The sequence below is a fragment of the Nocardiopsis ganjiahuensis DSM 45031 genome, assembly GCF_000341085.1.
GTDB lineage: Bacteria > Actinomycetota > Actinomycetes > Streptosporangiales > Streptosporangiaceae > Nocardiopsis > Nocardiopsis ganjiahuensis.
Genome location: NZ_ANBA01000003.1, coordinates 46,895 through 65,945, shown reverse-complemented (window position 1 = coordinate 65,945; position 19,051 = coordinate 46,895). Strand labels below are relative to the sequence as shown.

General features: G+C 71.7%; 14 protein-coding genes. 2 read left to right on the top strand and 12 right to left on the bottom strand.

Translation table 11 applies throughout. From position 1 onward, the window contains the following. The 11 genes from D458_RS0103980 to D458_RS32855 all read right to left on the bottom strand — a co-directional run bounded on the left by D458_RS0103980 (window position 1) and on the right by D458_RS32855 (window position 15,620). Entirely contained in the window at window positions 1-903 is a 903-nt protein-coding gene (locus D458_RS0103980; RefSeq protein ID WP_026118981.1) for a sugar phosphate isomerase/epimerase family protein, read from the bottom strand. Beyond that, window positions 900-1,781 (bottom strand): SCO3242 family prenyltransferase, encoded by an 882-nt coding sequence (locus tag D458_RS0103975; RefSeq protein WP_017585434.1) that lies wholly within the window; start codon window positions 1,779-1,781, stop codon window positions 900-902. The genes D458_RS0103980 and D458_RS0103975 overlap by 4 nt, the downstream gene beginning before the upstream one ends. Then, on the bottom strand, window positions 1,778-2,947 hold the full coding sequence (locus D458_RS0103970; protein ID WP_017585433.1) for an inositol-3-phosphate synthase: 1,170 nt from the start codon (window positions 2,945-2,947) through the stop codon (window positions 1,778-1,780). Before D458_RS0103970 ends, D458_RS0103975 begins: the two co-directional genes overlap by 4 nt. Before the next feature lie 20 nt (window positions 2,948-2,967). After that, window positions 2,968-3,744: a hypothetical protein gene (locus D458_RS0103965; RefSeq protein WP_017585432.1), complete on the bottom strand. Its 777-nt coding sequence runs from the start codon at window positions 3,742-3,744 to the stop codon at window positions 2,968-2,970. Between the two features lie 185 nt (window positions 3,745-3,929). After that, window positions 3,930-8,273, bottom strand: coding sequence for a ThuA domain-containing protein (locus D458_RS0103960; RefSeq protein ID WP_017585431.1), 4,344 nt, complete (start codon window positions 8,271-8,273; stop codon window positions 3,930-3,932). A 174-nt stretch (window positions 8,274-8,447) separates the two neighbouring features. Next, window positions 8,448-9,389, bottom strand: coding sequence for a sugar phosphate isomerase/epimerase family protein (locus D458_RS0103955; protein ID WP_017585430.1), 942 nt, complete (start codon window positions 9,387-9,389; stop codon window positions 8,448-8,450). After that, window positions 9,390-10,607, bottom strand: a complete 1,218-nt coding sequence (locus D458_RS0103950; protein WP_017585429.1) for a substrate-binding domain-containing protein — start codon at window positions 10,605-10,607, stop codon at window positions 9,390-9,392. 6 nt (window positions 10,608-10,613) lie between these two features. After that, a complete protein-coding gene (locus D458_RS0103945; RefSeq protein WP_017585428.1) occupies window positions 10,614-11,669 on the bottom strand; it encodes an ABC transporter permease in 1,056 nt (351 codons plus the stop codon). Continuing rightward, on the bottom strand, window positions 11,666-12,766 hold the full coding sequence (locus D458_RS0103940) for an ABC transporter permease (RefSeq protein ID WP_017585427.1): 1,101 nt from the start codon (window positions 12,764-12,766) through the stop codon (window positions 11,666-11,668). The genes D458_RS0103945 and D458_RS0103940 overlap by 4 nt, the downstream gene beginning before the upstream one ends. Further along, the gene (locus D458_RS0103935; RefSeq protein WP_017585426.1) at window positions 12,763-14,430 is read right to left on the bottom strand and encodes a sugar ABC transporter ATP-binding protein; all 1,668 of its coding nucleotides are present in this window, start codon (window positions 14,428-14,430) and stop codon (window positions 12,763-12,765) included. Before D458_RS0103935 ends, D458_RS0103940 begins: the two co-directional genes overlap by 4 nt. Continuing rightward, a complete protein-coding gene (locus D458_RS32855; protein ID WP_040702142.1) occupies window positions 14,427-15,620 on the bottom strand; it encodes a Gfo/Idh/MocA family protein in 1,194 nt (397 codons plus the stop codon). The genes D458_RS0103935 and D458_RS32855 overlap by 4 nt, the downstream gene beginning before the upstream one ends. A 115-nt stretch (window positions 15,621-15,735) precedes the next feature. Between D458_RS32855 and D458_RS0103925 the strand changes: the two genes are divergently transcribed. After that, window positions 15,736-16,968, top strand: coding sequence for an ROK family transcriptional regulator (locus D458_RS0103925; protein ID WP_017585424.1), 1,233 nt, complete (start codon window positions 15,736-15,738; stop codon window positions 16,966-16,968). Between the two features lie 228 nt (window positions 16,969-17,196). Here D458_RS0103925 and D458_RS0103920 read toward each other — a convergent pair whose 3' ends face one another. Beyond that, window positions 17,197-17,829, bottom strand: coding sequence for a DUF6069 family protein (locus tag D458_RS0103920; protein WP_026118979.1), 633 nt, complete (start codon window positions 17,827-17,829; stop codon window positions 17,197-17,199). Window positions 17,830-17,919: 90 nt separating this feature from the next. Between D458_RS0103920 and alr the strand changes: the two genes are divergently transcribed. Then, the gene (alr, locus tag D458_RS0103915) at window positions 17,920-19,047 is read left to right on the top strand and encodes an alanine racemase (RefSeq protein WP_017585422.1); all 1,128 of its coding nucleotides are present in this window, start codon (window positions 17,920-17,922) and stop codon (window positions 19,045-19,047) included. The last annotated feature ends 4 nt before the right edge of the window (window positions 19,048-19,051 follow it).

Below are 19,051 nucleotides of genomic sequence, written 5' to 3'. Positions count from 1 at the left end.
TCACGCTTCCGCCTCCCGGTTCCGGCGGTCCTCGAGAACCCGTTCCCAGGCGGCGTCGAGCGCCCGCTTGGACCGCTCGGCGACCAGGGGCGCAGCGTGCCCGTGCCGGGGCAGCTCCACCGCGGCCAGCCCGGTGTACCCGACCCGGTCCAGGGCGCCCAGCACCCCGGCCAGGTCGATGTCGCCCTCCCCGAACTCCAGGTGTTCGTGCACGTGCGGGCGCATGTCGTCCAGCTGCACGTTGGCGATCAGGGAACCGGCCCGGGCGACCGCGCCCCCGGGGCCGTCAGGTTCGTTGCACACCCCGTGCCCGACGTCGAGCGTCACCCGGAACCGCTCGGGGCCGCCCAGCCTGCGCCGCAGCTCCAGGACGTCCTCCAACCGCTCGGCGAACATGCCCGGCTCGGGCTCGAAGGCCAGGTCCACACCGAACTCGTCCGCGGTCACCAGGACCTTCTCCACCCCGGCGGTGAGCCGGTCCCAGCCCTGATCGGGGGTGGTGCCCGAGGGGAGGATGCCCGACCAGAAGGACACCGCCCGCGCCCCCAGGGAGTCGGCGATCCGGACCGCCCGGCGCAACAGGTCCACCCGTACGTCGCGGTCCTCGGAGGAGACCAGGGTGGGTTCGTGCTTGCGGCGCGCGTCCAACAGGTACCGGGCACCGGTCTCCACGACCACCGCCAGCCCCAGGGAGTCCAACCTGCGGCCGATCGCCGCCACCCGGGCGTTCACGTCCAGGGAGAACGGGTCCAGGTGGGGGTGGTCCAGGGTCAGGCCGACCCCCTCGTAGCCGAGGTCGGCGATGATCGCGAGGGCGTCGTCGAGCCGGTGGTCCCAGAACCCGTTGGTGCCGTAACCGAACTTCATACCGCTGCCCGTGTCACTGCTCGTGCCGCCGCTCATGTCACCGACACCGCCTTGGACGCCCTCGCCGCCACCGGGGCGCCCGCCGCCAGGGCGCAGGCGGTGCCCACCGCCCCGTACCGGGACAGCAGCGCGGCCTGGAGCGGGATCATCCCGCGGATGCCCACCCCGGTCGCGGAGCGGGCGTGGTCGGCGGAGGGTTCGTTCAGGGCCCGCCCCTGGGCCAGGCCGACGGTGGCGGCGAAGGAGCCCGCGAAGGCGCCGGCCGCCACCTCTCCCACCGAACCCCGCACGGTGGCGGGCGCGGTGCGAGCCGGGAAGGCCGCCACCGCGGCTCCCGCCAGGGTGCAGGCCAGTGCACCGGCGGCGACCTCCGGACGGGTGCCGTGGACCTCGCCCCTGCTCAGCGCCGTCACCCCGAGGGTGTGCACGGCCATGGCCGCGGCGGGCAGTGCCGCCGCACGGGGCCGGTCGCCCGCACCCATCAGCACGTCCAGCCCCCGGTTGACCGCCATGCCCACCGGGGCCAGCGGTGTGGGTTTGAGGACGAGGTCGTAGGCCCACACCGTGGCGGCCAGGGCGGAGGCGACCAGCGCGGTTCGGCGCCCGCCGGCCAGCGCGGCCACACCCACCCCGGCCGCCGTGAGCCCGGCCGCGGCCGCGAGGGCCTCGCCGGGGCTCACCGCCCCGGAGGGGATGGGGCGTTCGGGCCGCTCGACCGCGTCCAGATCGCGGTCGGCGTAGTCGTTGAGGGCCATCCCGGCCCAGTACAGGCACACCGAGGCCGCCGGGAGCGCCCAGGTCCGGGGCTCGTGCAGCCGTCCGGCCGCGGCGGCCCCCGTGAGGCTGTCGCCGAGGACGGTCAGGGCCGCGGGCAGGCGCACCAGCCGGGCCAGGGAGCGGAGTCCGGCCGTCATCGGGCCTCACCCTCCTCCCGGTTCCCCGGCGCCGAACACCAGGCGGTCAGGGCCCGCCACTGCTCGGCCAGGCCGTGCACGTCGCTCCCGGCCGGGTCCTTGAAGAAGAAGCCCAGCTCCGGCACCGCACCGACCCGACCGGTCCGGTGGGCGTGGGCGGTCAGCCGGGCCAGGTCCAGGACCAGCGGCGCGGCCAGCGCCGAGTCGTAGCCCGACCACGTGAACTGCAGGCTCATCCGGGCACCCAGGAAACCCTCGAAGGACACGTGGTCCCAGGCGGTCTTGGCGTCGCCCAGGTCGGGCACGTAGTCGATGTGCAGGGGCCCGTCCACCGGGTGTCCCAGCAGGTGCTCCAGCCCTCGGGCCTTGGAGGAGGTCTTGCTGCTGTTGCTGTCGGGGTCGGCGAGGGTCGCGCCGTCGCCGCCGCCCAGGAGGTTGGTCGAGGACCACGAGCGCACCCGCAGCGCCCGGGCCGCGAACATCGGCGCGAGCACGCTCTTGACCAGGGTCTCCCCGGTCTTGCCGTCCGATCCCGCCCACGGCAGCCCCAGCTCCTCGGCCAGGGCGGCCAGCGCGGGCGGGCGCGGCCCCGCGTTGGGAGTGAACTCCACGAAGGAGCACCCCGCACGCAGGGCCGCGTACGCATAGGCCGAGCTCGCCGGAACCCGGGCGGTCCCGGCGTCCAGAGCCGCCTCCAGGAGGTCGGGTTCGACGAGCTCGGCGGCCCGGGCCGGGGGTGGTTCGGTACTGGAGACGTCGACGACCACGACGCGCTCCACCGACTCGCGTTCGGCGAATGCGCGCAGGTCCTGTTCCAGGCGGTCCACATGGCACCGGGCGAACCCCTCGGGGTTCGGATGGACGCCCCGGCGGATCCGCCGGTCCACCGCGTCCAACTCCTCGGCGAAGGCCTCGGGCAGGTGCGGCGGGATCACCCCGGACCTGGCCAACGGCTCCGCGCTCTTGGCCAGGTGGGTGTCGGAGACGTCGTGTCCCCCGAAGACCAGGTCGGCGAGCCCGGGCAGGTCCGCGTCGGCGAACTCGGGACGTTCGGTGACGCACCCCGTCCGCTCGGCGGCGCCCGCCCGGACCGCCAGCGCGCCCAGGACGGCCGTCGTGGCGACCGATCCGCGGGCCCCGACCAACCACACTCCGATGCGTGTCATGTGTACCCCTGTCCGTGGTCTCAGTGGTCGTCGTGTCCGAGGGCTCCGCCGGAGGCCCCTTCGCCTTCCTCGGCCTCGTCGGGCTGGAGGGCGCCGCTGCCGGGCTCGGAGGGCAGGTACAGGTGGATGTGGCCGTGTCCGGCGTCGATGCTGACCACGTCCAGCTGGGTGGCCGCCACCGACCAGGCCTTGACCGCCTGGTCGCGCAGGTCCGCGGAGAGGTCGAGCAGGGCCACCTGCTGGTCGCCCTCGGCCTGGGAGGCGGCGTGGTAGGCGCTCAGCGCGGAACCGAGCAGGTCGACGGAGCCGCTCAGCCCGGCGTGGGTGACGTTGAAGTCGGTCTGGCCGGATTCGGCGTGTTCGAAGTGGCCCCCGGCGGCGAGTACGGTGCCGAGCCAGTCGTCGATCTCCTCGCCGTCCGGGAAGTCGTCGGCGGGCGCGGAGCCGTCGGCGGGCAGCACCTCGTTCAGGGAGTCCAGGACCGGGACCAGCTCGTCGTGGGCGGCCCTGGTGTGGCCGATCAGGCTCTCGACCTGGTCGACGTGGCGGGCGTCGGCGGAGGCCTCCAGCTCGGCCACGCGGGCGGGGTCCGGGGTGACCTGGCCGTCCCCGCCCCCGAAGAAGAGCACCACCGAGGCGACGACGGCGCCGACCAGCAGTACCGAACCGCCGGTCAGCCACCAGGTGGTGGAGTTGGAGTTCGCGGAGTGGACCTTTCCGGACGGGTCCGGGACGGGCTTCCCGCTCTCCGCGGAGGGGGTCTTCTCCTGCTCGGTGCTCAAGGGATCGGTGCTCACGGGCACCTCCTGTCAGGTTGACACTTGCCGGTCTGCGGGCAGCGTGTGCCGTGCGAACGACGCCGCGGGGGTGTGGCGGGGCCGGAGGGGCCCGGCCCCGCCACGGTTCGTCGCGTTACTGCGTTACTGCGCTACTGCGTTTGTGGATCGCTGTGTTGTCGTGTCGCCGCGCCGGTGGTCCGGGGTCACTCGGGCGACTCGGTCAGATGTTCGAGCCCGTCGGCCAGTTCCGCCAACTCCTCCCGTGCGCTCTCGTCGGCCACGCTCTGCGCGGCCGTGCGGAAACGTTCGAGGGAGCGGCCGGCCTGCGCCGGACGGTTCACTCCGATGTGGTGGTCGGCCAGTTCCAGCTGCCGGGTGAGGCGGCTCGCCTCGGAGACGGTCAGAACGCCCTCCTCGACCATCTCCTCGATCCGCTCGACGACCTCGGCGACGGTGTACGTCTCCGTCTCGTCCTCCAGGTCGGTGACCTGGACGTCGCGGAACCACACGAGGTCGTCGCCGCCGTGGTTCTGGAGCCCGATGTGCCCGGACGACAGGTCCCGGGCGGGGTCGGTGCTCTCGAACTCGTTGACCAGCTCCCCGTTGATCCAGATCCGGATCATCGGGTCGTCGACCTCGATCTCCATCGTGTTCCACTCGCCCACGACCTCCGGGTGGGAGTCCGCGGCCTGGAAGCTGTAGACGGCCCCGGTCTGGGTGAGCGGGTCGCCGTCCGGTGCTCCGTACGGGTCGATCTGGATCTCGTAGCCCTCCTCGACCGCGACCCAGGGGTCGTCGCCCGGGTCGGGGAACCCGATGAAGGCACCGGAGTTGTCGGTCTCCCCGTGAGTGAGGTAGTCCAGCTTCAGGCGGTGCGAACCGAGCTCGTCCTCGTGCCAGAGCAGGCCCATGCCGCCCTCTGTCTGCAGGACGCACCCGTCGCCGTCGTCGACGATCTCGAAGCTGCCCGGGCCGGCCATGTTCCAGCCGTCCAGGGACTCCCCGTCCCACAGGGCGCGGTACCCGTCATCGACGTTCGGCGGGGCGCACTCCGCGGGGTCGGGCTCCTCGCCGACGGTGACGGTGTGGGTGGCGGACGCGCCGGTCTCACCGTCCCCGTCGGTGGCGACGGCGCTGACCGAGTACTCGCCCTCGGCCGCGTCGGACCACGTGGCCTCGTAAGGGCTCTCGGTCACCGTGGCGACCGGCTCCCCGTCCACGAGGAACTCCACCTCCTCGATCCCGGACCCGCCGTGGTCGGTGACCTCCGCCGAGAGCGGGACGTCCTCGCCCACCTCGTAGGCCGCGCCGTCCTCCGGGCTGGTCAGCTCGGTCTCGGGCCCGTCCCCGTGGCCGCCGTCGTGGTCGGCGTCCACATGGAAGTAGTTGAGGTTGAACAGGCTGTCGGTGACGCTCGGGTCGTCCCCGGTGAACACCAGGTACAACTCCATCGACCCGCCCGGGTCGGTGACCTCCATGGTGACGTCGGTCCACTCCTGCCAGCCGCCGGTGACCGGGACGTCGACCGTCCCGACCAGTTCTCCCTCGGGGGAGTCGGCCCGGGCCTCGATGGCGCCGCCGTAGCCGTCCGAGGCCACCCGGAAGTCGATCGTCTCGACCCCGTGCAGGTTGACTGGGTCGTAGGAGACCCAGTCCCCGTGACCGATCCAGGAGACGTTGCGCAGACCGCCCTCGGAGTCCTCGGCGGCTTCGGTCTGGACGCCCTGGCTGTCGGAGAAGTACTGCGCCTGCATCCGCGACGGGTTGAGCTTGATCCCGTCACTGCCGTTCAGGGGCGGGACGCCGTCGCCGCCGCCGTCGGTGTACTCGGCCTGGAGGACCCAGAAGATGTTCATGTCGTGGCCGTGGCCGCCGTCGGTCCCGGTGGCGCTCACACCCTCGCAGCCCTCGTACTGGGTCCAGGGGTGCGCGTGGCTGTCGTGCCCCAGCGACGAGGTGACCTCGACGTCGCCGCAGTCCACCCCGTCCCCGATCGTTCCGTCCTCGGCGTCCTCCACGGACACCTCGAACGGGATCTCGTCACCCCAGTCGAAGAACTGCCCGTCCCGGGGGGTGTCGAAGGAGACCTCGGGTGCGGTGTTGCCCGCGGTGATCGACACCGTGGCCGTTCCCGAGCTGCCCTCTCCGTCCGTCACGGTCAGGGTGACGTTGTACCGGCCGGCCTCCTCGAAGGTGTGGACGGGCTCGGAGTCGGTCGAGGTCGTGCCGTCACCGAAGTTCCACTCGTAATCGAACGCCATGCCACCGGGGTGGTAGGAGTCCTCACCGGAGAACTCCACGGTCAGCGGTGCGGCACCGGAGGTGGTGCTGGTGCCGATCCGGGCGACGGGGCTGTCCCCGGCGCCCGAGTAGTCGATACGGGAGATCGCCGAGTCCTCGGCCCCGCCGAAGTAGCCCGAACCGTACTCCAGCACGTACAGGGCGCCGTCCGGGCCGAACTCCACGTCCATGGGGTTGGCCAGGTCGATGTCCGGGACGGTCTCGGTGATGTCGAGGACACCGCCGTCGTCGTCCAGGTGCACCTGCTTGATCCACTGGCGGCTCCACTCGTACAGCAGCGGGATCCCGTCGTAGTACTCGGGCCACTTGTTGGCCGACTCCAGCTCCGGGTCGAAGCTGTAGGCGGGGCCGCCCATCGGCGCGCCGCCGCCCGTGCCCAGGTGCGGGAACTCCTCCGACTCGTCGTAGCTGTACCAGATCGCCGCGGGGGTGACCGGGGGCAGCTCCTCCAGGCCGGTGTTGCGCGGGGAGTCGTTGACCGGTGCGTCGCAGTCGAACGGCTCGCCCGGCGTGCCGGACTCGAAGTCGTGGTCGACGTAGGCGGACTTGTTCCCGATGCAGTACGGCCAGCCGATGTTGGCCGGCTCGGTGATGTGGTGCCACGTCACCGTGTTCTCCGGGCCCCGGTCGGGGTCGGCCGCCGGCGAGTCCGGGCCGTAGTCGGCCAGGTAGACGCTGCCGTCCTCCTGGTCGACGGAGAACCGGAACGGGTTGCGCAGACCCATCGCGAGGATCTCGGGGCGGGTCAGGTCGCCGTCGGAGGACTCCGGCGGGAACAGGTTGCCCTCGGGGATGTCGTAGCCGCCGTCCTCGTTGACCGAGATCCGGATCAGCTTGCCGCGCAGGTCGTTGGTGTTGCCCGAGCTGCGCTGCGCGTCGAAGGCCGGGTTGCGGCCCTCCTGCTCGTCGTGCGGGCTGAACCCGTCCGAACCGAACGCGCTGGTGTCGTCGCCGGTGGACAGCAGCAGGTTGCCGTCCGGGTCGAAGTCGATGTCGCCTCCGACGTGGCAGCAGATGCCGCGGGTGGCCTCGACCTCCAGGATCACCTCTTCGCTGTCCAGGTCCAGGTACGGCTCGTCACCGTCCACGAACTGGAAGCGCGACAGGTTGTTGTGCGCCTCGAAGGGCTCGAAGTCCTCCGGGGAGCCGTCCTCGGGGGCGGCGCCTGACGGGACTCCGTCCAGCACGGGTGCGTAGTACAGGTACACCCACCCGTTCTCCTCGAAGTCCGGGTCGAGCGCGATGCCCTGGAGCCCGTCCTCGTCGTGGTCGTAGACGGGCAGGTCCGCCAGCGAGGCGGTGCTGTAGGTCTCCGGGGACCACATGGACAGCTGCCCGTTGCGGGACGTGTGCATGACCCGGCCGTCCGGGAGGACCGCCATGCCCATGGGCTCGCCGACGTTCTCCTCGCCCTGGGCGAGCGTGACCTTCTCGAAGTTGTCCCACTGGGTCGCGCCGCAGTCGCCCTCGACGTCCCCGGCGGCCCACTGGAGGCCTCCGAGCAGGTGGTCGGCGAACTCCGGTTCGGAGTAGGACTCCGCGGTGTGGCCGCCGCCGGTGTACCAGGACCGGCCGCCGTCGTAGACCTGGCACCAGGCGATCGGGTGGTCGTACCCCATCTGCCCGGCCGGGTCGACCTCGTCCTCGTAGGAGGCCTCGTTCAGCCCCGCCAGGACGTGCACGTCACCGCGCGGGCTGGTGTCGAAGTCGTACCACTCGTCCTCCCGCTCCCAGCTGGCCGGGAGCATGTCCGTGGAGGGGTGGGCGCGGTCGTTGACCATGACCTCGGCGGTCTGGGTGCCGGGCGGGTGGCTGGCGAAGTACGCCCCGACCAGGTCGCCGTACCACTCCCAGTCGTAGTGGGTGTCGGAGGCGGAGTGGACGCCGACGTAGCCGCCGCCGTCCCGGACGTACTCCTCGAACGCGGCCTGCTGGCCCTCGTTCAGCACGTCGCCGGTGGTGGAGAGCCAGATCACCGCGTCGAAGCGGGCCAGGTCCTCCGGATTGAAGACGTCGGCGTCCTCGGTGTGCTCGGTCTCGAAACCGTGCTCCTCGGCGAGCGCCTCGTACAGGGCGACGCCGTAGGGGATGGAGTCGTGTCGGAAGCCGGTGGTCTTGGAGAAGATGAGTGCGGTGAACGGGTCCTGTTCGGCCTCGTCCGCCAGTGCCGGGACCGACGTCAGCCCGATGGCCAACGCGATGCTCGCCGTGATGGCGCCCAGCGCTCGTAGGGGTCTCTTGATCACGGGAAACCTCACCTGGGGGTGGGGGGTCGATGAGTCCGTGCGGCGTGCCGGCGCCGACGGCAGGGACGGAGGCCGCGTTCGCGTGTACGGCGGGGGCCGTGCAGCGGGTGCGAACCGTCGTGAAGTTCCTGCTATCGAGTTCGGAAGCGGGGAAGGGCCGCCTCATCGGTGTGATCAGTCCACAGCGGCTCCTTTCGTCGGGGGCAGGGAGGTCCGGGAGGTCTCGGGGGACTCGGAGGTCTCGGGGGTGTCGGAGGCCGGCGGGGTGCGGAGGAGCGAACGGAGGAAGGACAGGCCGTCGACCGCGATCGCGTCCTGCGAGGCGGCCAGGGGCCGCCACACGGACGCGGCCGTGGCGATGCTCGCATTATCGGCCGTGAAGGACTCGATAACCAAGGGGCCGGAGTAACCTGATTTGTCCAATGAGGTGACGATCCGTGACCAGTCCAGGTGATCGGCCCCGGGGGCGCCCCGGTCGTTCGCACAAACCTGGACGTGGTGGATCCTTCCGGCGGCCCGCTCGATCGCGGCCGCCACGTCCTGCTCCTCGAGGTTCATGTGGTAGACGTCCAGTGCCAGCCCGCAGTGCTGCGCGGGCAGGTCCGCCAGCGCCTCCAGAGCCTGGTCGACCGTGTTGAGCACACTGGTCTCGTAGCGGTTCAGCGGCTCCACGGCGATGCGGACCCCCGCGGCCGACGCGTGGTCGACCACGGGGGCGAGCGCCTCGGTGAGCTCCGCGCGGAGCCCCGACCGCTCAGACGGGGACATCCGCCACGTACGCCCGACCGAGGCGTAGGCCGGGCCCGCCACGACGGTGGAACCGGCCGTCGCCGCGGCGTCCACGACCCGTCTCAGGTAGTCCTGGGTGGCCGAACGGGTGGCCGGGTCGGTCGCGACGAGCTCCCGGCCCGGCCCCATGACCAGCACGACGCAGGCGTCCAGGCCCAGGCCGTCCAACAGGGTCCGGGCGCGCCGGGGGTCCCAGTCGCCGACGTCCTCCACCGGCAGTTCGATCACGTCGAACCCCCACCCCGCCACGCGGGGCGCGATCCGCTCCAGCTCGGTGTCGGTGAGCGGTGACGTCCAGACCCAGGTGTTGACCCCCAGCGCGCGCATCTACCGGTCCGTCCAGGCCTCGGGGAAGCCCGGCAGGTCCTCGCCGCCGAACTTCGCGTAGTGCAGGGACGGCATGTCGGAGTTGCGGTCGAGGTAGTCGTCGAGCTCGTCCTCGCGGATCGGGTCCTGCGGCAGGATCCACTCGGCCGGAACTTCTTCACCGGCCAGGATCATGCCCGCCGCGATCACCGGGGTGCGCCACTGGAAGTTGGAGTAGACCGGGGCGATCGCCGTCAGTTCCTCCTCCTCCCACTTGCGCATGAAGCTCAGCTCGTCCTCGCCGGCGATCACCGGGTAGGGCTGACCGGCGTCCTCGAAGGCCTCCAGGCCCGCGACGGCGCCGTCACCGGCGTCCATCCAGATACCGTCCACGTCGCCGCGCTGGAGGTGCTGGGAGACCAGGTCCTTGATCGCGGCCCCGTCGCCCTCGGTGAACTCGAAGCCGAGGACCTCCAGCTCGCTGTCGCCGAAGATCTGCTGGGCGGCGGCCCAGCGGTGCTCGAGCACGTCCACACCGGGCAGGATGCGCAGCGCCAGCACCGTCGAACCCGGCTCCAGCTCCTCGACCAGGAAGTCGGCGGCGTCGGCACCGTAGGCGTAGCCGCCGATCGGGTGGATGAACGTGACCATGCAGTCGGAGTTCACACCGCGGTCGAAGACGATGACCGGGACGCCGCTCTCACACGCGGTCTCCACGGCCGGGGTCAGGGTGGCGGTGGTGGACGGCGAGATGATGATCGCGTCGCAGTCTCCGGAGTCCACGAACGCCTGGATGTCGGAGATCTGCTGGTTGTCGTCATCGGCCGCGTCCGAGGAGCGGAAGTCGCCGATCCGGCCCTCGTCGACGAGCGCCTCCACCTGCTGCTCCATGGTGATGAAGCCGGTGACGCGCCAGGGGTTGGACACCGACGCGTTGGAGAAGCAGACGGTGGCGTCCTCCGGGTCGTCGATCGCGAACTCGGAGGTGTCGATGTACTCGGGCTCGATCGCCTGCATCCAGGGCTCGTCCTCGGGCCCCTCCGGGGTGATCTCGCGCTGGGCGATCTGGGCGTCGAACTCCGCCTGGTCGAACCACTCGGCGTCCGGGGTCAGGGCGCCGTTCTCCTCACCGTTCCCGCCGTCGGCGTCGGGGGACCCCTCGGGGGCGTCGGTGGTACATGCGGTCAGTACCAGTGTCAGGCTGGCGGCGCCAGCAAGGAGTACGCGTGAGACGCGCATGGGGGGTTACCTCCTGGAAGAGTCGAGCGGTTGCTCGGTCGGGTGGGCCGGTCGCCGTCGCAGGCGCTCCGGTAGTCGTAGGTCGCCGCGGCGCGAGGCGTAGGCCACGGCCGCGATGATGATGAGCCCCTGCGCCGTCGGTTGGATGGTCGACGGCAGGTACAGCTGGTTGAACAGGGTGAAGAGCGCCTCGACGGTGAGGGCGCCGAGCACGGCGGCCACGACGGTTCCGCGGCCGCCGCCCAGCACCACGCCTCCGAGGACGACGGCCGTGATGGCCGTGAACTCCAGACCCTGGCCGACCTGGGCGGTGACCCCCGCGAAACCGCCGATGAGGACGGCGGCGACGGTGGCCATCAGGGAGGAGCCGACGAAGGCCAGGGTGCGCACCCGCCACACCCGGACTCCGGAGAAGGCGGCGGCGGTGTCGTTGTCGCCGGTCGCCATGAGGGAGCGTCCGAAGGGCGAACGCATGAGCAGGATCGCCCCGACCGCGGCGATCACGGCGATGACCAGCGCCCAGGGCAGCTGGCCGAGTACCGGCACGCCCTCGAGACCGTGTCGGCCGAACACGCGGAAGCCCTCCGACAGGGCTCCGGTGGGCGCGCCCCCGGTCCAGTAGCGCACGGCGCCGAAGAGGATCAGCATCGTGCCGAGCGTGGTGATGATCGACGGCACCTTCAACAGCGTGGTGACCAGGCCGTTGACCAGGCCGACCAACAGGCCGAAGAGCAGCATCAGGCCGATCACCGGGAAGGTCATCGCCTCCTCGCCGTCGATGAGGCGGGCGGCGATCACCACCTGGGCGCCCACCAGGGAGCCGACCGAGAGGTCGAACTCGCCGGAGACGATCACCAGGTACTGGCCGATCGCGAGGATCACCAGCGGGGCGGCCTTCTTCGCGAACGCCATCAGCGGCGGGCCCTCGAAGAAGGACGGGTTCTGGGTGGCGATGACCACGAAGATCAGCACCAGCAGCACCGTGACGGTCCCGGTCCCGCTGCGGAGCAGGGAGAGCAGCTCACCGGACCGGCCGCCCGAGGGGCGGGTTTCGACGGTCATCTCTTTCCTCCCTGGGCCAGCGGTTCCGGTGCCGGAGGTGCCGGCGGCGGCTCCGGGGGCGGGGGCGGACCGGGCGGTGTGCCCCCGGAGGGGAAACGGACCCGGACGGCGGTCCGGGAGAGCTGGCTCCGGGCGTAGATGGCCACGGCGGCGATCACGATGGTGCCGCGCAGGACGTCCTTGACGAACGGGTCGATGCCCAGTGTGTTGAACACCGTGTCGAGCGTCGCCAGGATGAACACCCCGGCGATGGTCCCGCCGACCCCGCCGCGGCCGCCGAGCAGGTAGGTGCCGCCGAGCACGACCGCGGCGATGGCCTCCAGCTCGTAGCCGTTGTTGTAGACCAGCGTGTTGCCGGTACCGAACCGCGAGGCCAGGAGCAGGCCGGCCGTGCCGGCCATCACCGAGCACAGCACGTGCGCGGTGATCACGGGCAGCTCGGGCCGGACCCCGGACAGGCGGGCCACCTCGGCGTCGCCGCCCACGGCGTACATGTGGAAGCCCGTCCGGGTCCGCCGCAGGTACAGCACGGCGAGCACGGCCAGGACCAGCATGACCAGGGTGGAGACCGGCAGCACGCCGATCCGGGAGAGCCCGAACATCTGGAACCCGGCCGGGATCGACCCGGTCGGCCCCTGGAACTGGGTGTCCAGGTAGCCCTTGATGATCAGGCCGGTCCCCAGGGTGGCGATGAAGGGGTTGACCCGCAGTTTGGTGACGACCAGCCCGTTGGCCAGACCGATCAGTGCGGCCAGGCCCAGGGTGGCGACGACGCCCAGGACGATCCGTGAGGGGTCCCCGGCCATGGTGAGCCCCGCGACCACCGTGGAGAGCGCGGCGACGTAGCCGACCGACAGGTCCAGCGAGCGGCACAGGATGACCAGCGTCATCCCGATGGCGAGGAACCCGAGCAGGCTGCTGCGGGTGAACAGGTCCACCGTGTTGGCGGCGGTGAAGAGGTTGGACCCCTGGACCGCCACGAAGACCGAGCTGACCAGGAGGACGCCCACCAGCGCGAGGTAGACCAGGCCGGTGGTGCCCAGCCGGGAGCCGAGGCTCCGGGACGCGGTGCGTGAGGCGGTGACGACTCGGGTCACGGCGCGGCCTCCTCGTGGTGGGGGAGGGCGCCGCCGTTGCCGTCGTCGCCGGGGTGGTCGGCGCCGTGGCCGCCACCGCGGTCCCCGCCCGGGTCGGCGGCCCGGTCCGCGGGCTGGGAGGCCGCCGCGGTGATACGCGGGTCCTCCACGGCGGATTCGTCGTGCGCGTCCTCGGGGGGCGCGCCGGTGGCCAGGGCCATCACGGTCTCCTCACTGGAACCGCCGGGGAGCTCTCCGGCCACGCGGCCGTCCTCGAGCACCACCAGGCGGTCCGACATACCGATCAGCTCGGGGAGCTCGGAGCTGATGAGGACGATCGCCACACCGGCCGCGGCGAGTTCGCGGACCAGGGCGTAGACGGCCTGTTTGGCGCCGACGTCGATCCCGCGCGTGGGTTCGTCGAGCACCATCACCCCGGGGTCGGTGGCCAGCCACTTGGCCAGGACGACCTTCTGCTGGTTGCCGCCGGAGAGGTACTGGACCTCCTGCTGGTGGCCGCCCCGGGCGACCAGCTCCAGGGAGGAGAGGATGCCGGGGACGCGCTGGGCGCGCCGCCGGGAGCCGAAGGGCATGACCGCGTCCAGGACGAGGCGGCCGTTGGCGAGGATCGACTGGTTCAGGGACAGCCCCTGGGCCTTGCGGTCCTCGGTGACCAGGGCCAGCCCGGCGCGGATCGCCTGCCGGGGTGAGCGCGGGTTGACCGGTCGGCCGTCCACGCGGACCTCGCCGCGGGTGAAGCGGTCGATCCCGAAGAGCGCGTGTGCGATCTCGGTGCGGCCGCTGCCCTGGAGCCCGGCCAGCCCGAGGATCTCGCCGCCGCGCACCTCCAGGTCGATCCCGTCCAGCTGGGTGTTGCCGCCGCCGGAGACCGACAGGCGGACCTCGCCCACGTGCTCGCCGTGGGGCTCGATGTGGTCGGGGAAGACGGAGGAGACGGGGCGGCCCACCATCTTGCGGACCAGCTCGGCGGGATGGGTCTCCGCGGCCGCGACGGTGTCCACCCGGTGCCCGTCCTTGAGGACGGTGATGGTGTCCGCCAGGTCGAAGATCTCCTTGAGGCGGTGCGACACGTAGAGGACGCCGACCCCGCGCTCGCGCAGGCGCCCGATGATCCGGTAGAGCACCTCGACCTCGTGGTCGGCCAGCGCGGCGGTGGGCTCGTCCATGGAGATGACCCGGGCGTCGTGGGAGAGCGCCTTGACGATCTCCACGATCTGCTGTTCGGCCACGGAGAGGCTGCGGACCTTCGACCAGGGGGCGATGCCCTCCAGGCCGAGGTCGTCCAGGAGCTCGGCGGTGGCCCGGTCCATGGCGCGGTCGTCGACCATGCCGCGGCGGCGGGGCTCCCGGCCGAGGAACACGTTCTGCGCGACCGTGCGCTCGGGGAGGAGGTTGAACTCCTGGAAGACCGTGGCCACGCCGGCGCGCTGCGCCTGCACGGGGTGCTCGAAGGAGACCTCCTCACCGGCGAACTCGATCAGCCCGGTGTCGGCCCGGTGCACCCCGGCCAGCACCTTCATGAGGGTGGACTTGCCCGCGCCGTTCTCCCCGACCAGGGCGTGCAGCTCCCCGGCGTGGAGGTCGAGGTCGACCCCGTGCAGGACCCGCACACCCAGGAAGGACTTGCTGATGTCGGTCATCCTGAGCAGGGGTTCGGTGGTCATGCCCCGTCCACCCCCGGGGATCCGGCCACCGGGGCGGCGGCCGACGCGTCCACGGCGGGGACGTCGACCCAGCGGCGCTCCCGGGCCGAGGCCAGGACGGACTCGGCGAGGACCGCGGCCCGCAGGCCGTCGGCGAAGACCGGCAGGCCCTCGGGCTCCTCGCCCGCGATGGCGGCGCCGGTGTCGGAGACCAGGGCGTTGAAGCAGTCCTGGTAGCCCTGGGGGTGGCCGACCGGGAGGTTGACCAACCGGGTGGCGTCGGAGCTGAGCGCGGGGTCGTCGCGGGAGATGATCCCGGTGCGGCCGCGCCCGCCGGCCCAGAGGGTTTCGGGGCGCTCCTGGTCGAAGCGCAGGGAGCCCTCGGTACCGGAGACCTCCAGGACGAGCTGGTTCTTGCGGCCGGGGGAGACCTGGCTGATCACGGCGCTGCCGACCACGCCGCCGACGGTGGCGAACTGGAAGGTCACCAGGTCCTCGGTGGTGACGGGGCGGCCGCCGTTCTCACCGCGGCTGTCGTTGAACCGGGAGGTCTGGGCGCTGACGGAGCTGATGCGGTCGCCGGTGACGAACTCCAGCATGTCGCACCAGTGGGAGCCGATGTCGCCGAAGGCGCGGGTGGGGCCGCCGACCTCCGGGTCCACGCGCCAGTTGTCCTCCTCCGGGTAGAGGAGCCAGTCCTGGAGGTACCCGCCGTGGGCGAGGCCGACCCGGCCGATGGAGCCCGCCGCGACCTGGGCGCGGGCCTCGCGGGCCATGGGGTGGAAGCGGTAGACGAAGGGGACCACGGCGACCCGGTCGGCCTCGTGCGCGGCCCGGGTGAGGCTCTGGGCGGTTTCGGCGTCGGTGGCCAGCGGCTTCTCGCAGACGACGTGCTTGCCCGCGGAGAGGGCGGCCAGGCTCAGGGGGGCGTGCAGGTGGTTGGGGGTGCACACGTGCACCACGTCGACGTCGGGGCGGTGGATGAGTTCGAGGGCGTCGGCGTGGGCGCGGGCGATGCCGTTGGCGGCACGGAACTGTTCGGCCTTGGCGGAGGAGGATCCGGCCACCCCGACGACCTCGCCTCCGGAGGCGCGGACGGCGTGGGAGTGGACCCGTCCCATGAAGCCGGTTCCGATCACCGCGGCGCGGTAGGCCTCTGGTGCGGCCGGTCCGGATGCTGAGGGATCACCCAGACTTGTGACCTTCTTCACTGACATGTCCGAGACGTTACGTCCGACTTATGTCGGGCGTCAAGCATAAGTTGCCGGATCCGGACAAAATAGATGAAGGACGGTCACTCAATAGATCCTGTGCTTCACTGGTCCCATGACGGAAGACGCGCTGACGGCTCCAGGGGGACCGGGGGCGACACCCCTGCGGAACCCGGCCACCACCACAGTCGCGCCAGGTGCCGGAACCCTGCTCCGGCTGCTGCGCGACGGCCGACCACGAACCCGCTCCGAACTGGCCGCCGTCACCGGCCTGGCCCGCTCCACGGTCACCCAACGCGTGGACGCGCTCCTGGCCAGCGGCCTGATCGGCCCGGCCGGGGAAGCCGTCTCCACCGGCGGACGACCGCCCACGACCTTCTCGTTCCGGCCCGACGCCCGGGTCGTCCTGGCGGCCGACCTCGGCGCCACCCACGCCCGGCTGGCCCTGACCGACATGTCGGGGACCGTGCTCGCCGAGGACCGCGCCGACATCGACATCGCGCTCGGCCCCGAACCCGTCCTGGACTGGGTGGTCGACCACGGCCGCACCCTGCTGGAGTTCGCGGGCCGCGACACCGAGGACCTCCTCGGCCTCGGCCTGGGCCTGCCCGGCCCGGTCCAGCACTCCACGGGGCGCGCCGTCAACCCGCCGATCATGCCCGGCTGGGACCACTTCGACGTCTCCGGCTACGTGAACAGCCGTATCGCCCGGCCGGTGCTGGTCGACAACGACGTCAACATCATGGCGATCGGCGAACACCACGTCGCCTGGCCCTCCGCCAGCCACCTGCTGTTCGTCAAGGTCGCCACCGGCATCGGCTGCGGGATCGTCAGCGAGGGCAACGTCTACCGGGGCGCCCAGGGCGCGGCCGGGGACATGGGGCACATCCACGTCCCCAGCGGGGCGGACAAACCCTGCCGCTGCGGCAACACCGGCTGCCTGGAGGCCGTGGCCAGCGGACACGCGCTCGCCGAGGCCCTCACCGCCGAGGGGGTCCCCGCCTCGGGCGCCCGCGACGTGGTGGAGCTGTCCCGCAACGGCTCCGTCCCCGCCCTGCGCGCCCTGCGCCAGGCCGGCCGCGACATCGGCGAGGTGCTGGCCGCCTCCGTGAACATGTTCAACCCGTCGGTGATCGTCATCGGCGGCGCACTCGCCCAGGCCGGGGACCACCTGCTCGCCGGGGTCCGGGAGATCATCTACCAGCGGTCACTGCCGCTGGCCACGGAGAACCTCAGCATCGCCTCGTCCAAGGCCGGGGAGAGCGCGGGCGTGATCGGTGCGGCCGTCATGGTCATCGAGCACTGCCTGAGCCCCGAGCACGTCGAAACCCTCGTCATGGGCGGCTGACCGGGGCCTCGGCGCGAACCATCGACGTCATGGTCCCGGACCCGTGCCGGGAGACCGGCCCAGGGCTCAGCCCCGGCCGGGTTCGGGGACCCGCCGGACGGTCTCCACATGCCCGTCGATCTTCCACCCGGTACCGACAGAACGGGGCCAGGACGGTGCACGCGAAGGGGGCGGGACCCGGTTCCGGGTCCCGCCCCCTCGTGTGCGTTCTCTTGCGTCCTCGGACGGTCAGTCCTCGCGTGTGCCGTAGCGGGCACGCTCCTCCTCCGCCCTCTGGGCCTCAGCACGGCCGACTGCGGCGTCGTACTCGGCGTCCTCCTCCATGGCGCGGTAGCGCGCGGGGTCGTACTCCCGCTGGCTGACGTCGGGCAGGACGCCCTCATGGTGCAGGGCGCGGCCGGGCCGGTCGTCCGGAGTGGCCGGAACCCTGCTGATGATCGCGGTTCGCCCGACGCCGCGCAGCAGCGAGGCGATCGCGATACCGCAGACCAGGTTGATCAGGCCCGTGGCGATCTGGCTGGAGGTCTCGGCGGCCTGGGTGAAGGGTGTGACCGCCGCGATGGCGGTGGCCAGGCCGACGATCCAGCCGAAGAACGAGAGCGCTTTGGGGGCGGACAGCAGCAGCATGTGCAGCAGCGCGGTCGCCAGAAGGGCGACGACGCCCGCCAGGAGCGCGTATCCGACCGTTCCGGCGTCACCCAGGTGGCCGGCCTCCTCCGGTGCCAGCACCGGGACGCCGAAGACCCCTCGGACCACCAGGGTTCCGGCGAAGATGACCAGTGCGGCGACAATCGCCGTGGCCAGGCCACCGGACCAGAGACGGGTCACGTTGACGGCTCGTTCACTTCCGTTTTCATTCATACCGATTATTCCCAAAATAGGGCTCGAACTCGGTCGTAGCCCACATACCCGCAGCTCCACAGAGGTAACCCCGCGTGGAACACTGTGGGCATGGCTCCTTTCGCGCACGCGCGAGTCGATCTCGACGCGATCACCTCCAACGCCCGGCTGCTCGGTGAGCTGGCCGGGGGGACGCCCCTCATGGGCGTGGTCAAGGCCGACGGTTACGGCCACGGAATGCTGCCGTCCGCGCACGCTCTGATCGAGGGCGGGGCCACGTGGCTGGGGACCGCGTTCGTCAAGGAGGGGCTGGAGTTGCGCAGGGCCGGGATCACCGTGCCCGTGCTGTCCTGGATCATCCCGCCGGGCGAGCCGGTGGGCGAGGCGATCGAGGCCGACATCGACCTGGGGGTCAGCGACCGAGCCGTTCTGGCCGAGGTGGTCGCCCAGGCCCGTCGCCTGGGCAGGGTCGCCCGGGTCCAGCTCAAGGCCGACACCGGGCTGCACCGCGGCGGGGTCGACCCGGCCGAGTGGGAGCCGGTGGTCGAGGCCGCGGCGCGCGCGGAGGAGGAGGGGGTCCTGAAGGTCAGCGGGGTGTGGTCGCACTTCGCCTGCGCCGACGAACCCGGCCACCCCTCGATCCGGGCGCAGCTGGACGCCTTCCACGAGGCGCTGGAGGTCGTGGAGAAGGCGGGGCTGACCCCCGAGGTCCGCCACATCGCCAACTCGGCCGCGCTGCTCACCCTTCCCGAGGCGCGATTCGATCTGGTCCGCGGCGGAATCGCGAGTTACGGTCTCTGCCCGATTCCGAATTTTGACGTGCCCGGATTGCGTCCCGCGATGACCCTCGAATCCAAGGTCGCACTCACCAAGCGGGTACCCGCGGGCAGCGGGGTCTCCTACGGGCACCGGTACTTCACCCGGAGCGAGACCACGCTGGCCCTGGTGCCGCTGGGCTACGCCGACGGGGTGCCCCGGGCCGCCACCAACAAGGGGCCGGTCCTGCTGGGTGACGCGCGCCGCGTCATCGCGGGAACAGTCTGTATGGACCAGTTCGTTGTGGATGTGGGAGACGACCCGGTGGCGGCGGGCGAGTACGCGGTACTGTTCGGCGATCCGGGCGAGCACCCGGCCGCGCCCACGGCGCAGGACTGGGCCGAGGTCCTGGACACCATCCCGTACGAGATCGTCACGCGGGTCGGCGTCCGGGTGCCCCGCGAGTACGTCGGCGGGGTCTGACGCT

Excerpts from the sequence above, each read along its gene's own strand:
- D458_RS0103935 (WP_017585426.1), bottom strand. The coding sequence starts at position 14,430 with ATGACCACCGAACCCCTGCTCAGGATGACCGACATCAGCAAGTCCTTC.
- alr (WP_017585422.1), top strand. The coding sequence starts at position 17,920 with ATGGCTCCTTTCGCGCACGCGCGAGTCGATCTCGACGCGATCACCTCC.
- D458_RS0103950 (WP_017585429.1), bottom strand. The coding sequence starts at position 10,607 with ATGCGCGTCTCACGCGTACTCCTTGCTGGCGCCGCCAGCCTGACACTG.
- D458_RS0103920 (WP_026118979.1), bottom strand. The coding sequence starts at position 17,829 with ATGAATGAAAACGGAAGTGAACGAGCCGTCAACGTGACCCGTCTCTGG.
- D458_RS0103970 (WP_017585433.1), bottom strand. The coding sequence starts at position 2,947 with ATGACACGCATCGGAGTGTGGTTGGTCGGGGCCCGCGGATCGGTCGCC.
- D458_RS0103945 (WP_017585428.1), bottom strand. The coding sequence starts at position 11,669 with ATGACCGTCGAAACCCGCCCCTCGGGCGGCCGGTCCGGTGAGCTGCTC.
- D458_RS0103955 (WP_017585430.1), bottom strand. The coding sequence starts at position 9,389 with ATGCGCGCGCTGGGGGTCAACACCTGGGTCTGGACGTCACCGCTCACC.
- D458_RS0103980 (WP_026118981.1), bottom strand. The coding sequence starts at position 903 with ATGAGCGGCGGCACGAGCAGTGACACGGGCAGCGGTATGAAGTTCGGT.
- D458_RS0103925 (WP_017585424.1), top strand. The coding sequence starts at position 15,736 with ATGACGGAAGACGCGCTGACGGCTCCAGGGGGACCGGGGGCGACACCC.
- D458_RS0103975 (WP_017585434.1), bottom strand. The coding sequence starts at position 1,781 with ATGACGGCCGGACTCCGCTCCCTGGCCCGGCTGGTGCGCCTGCCCGCG.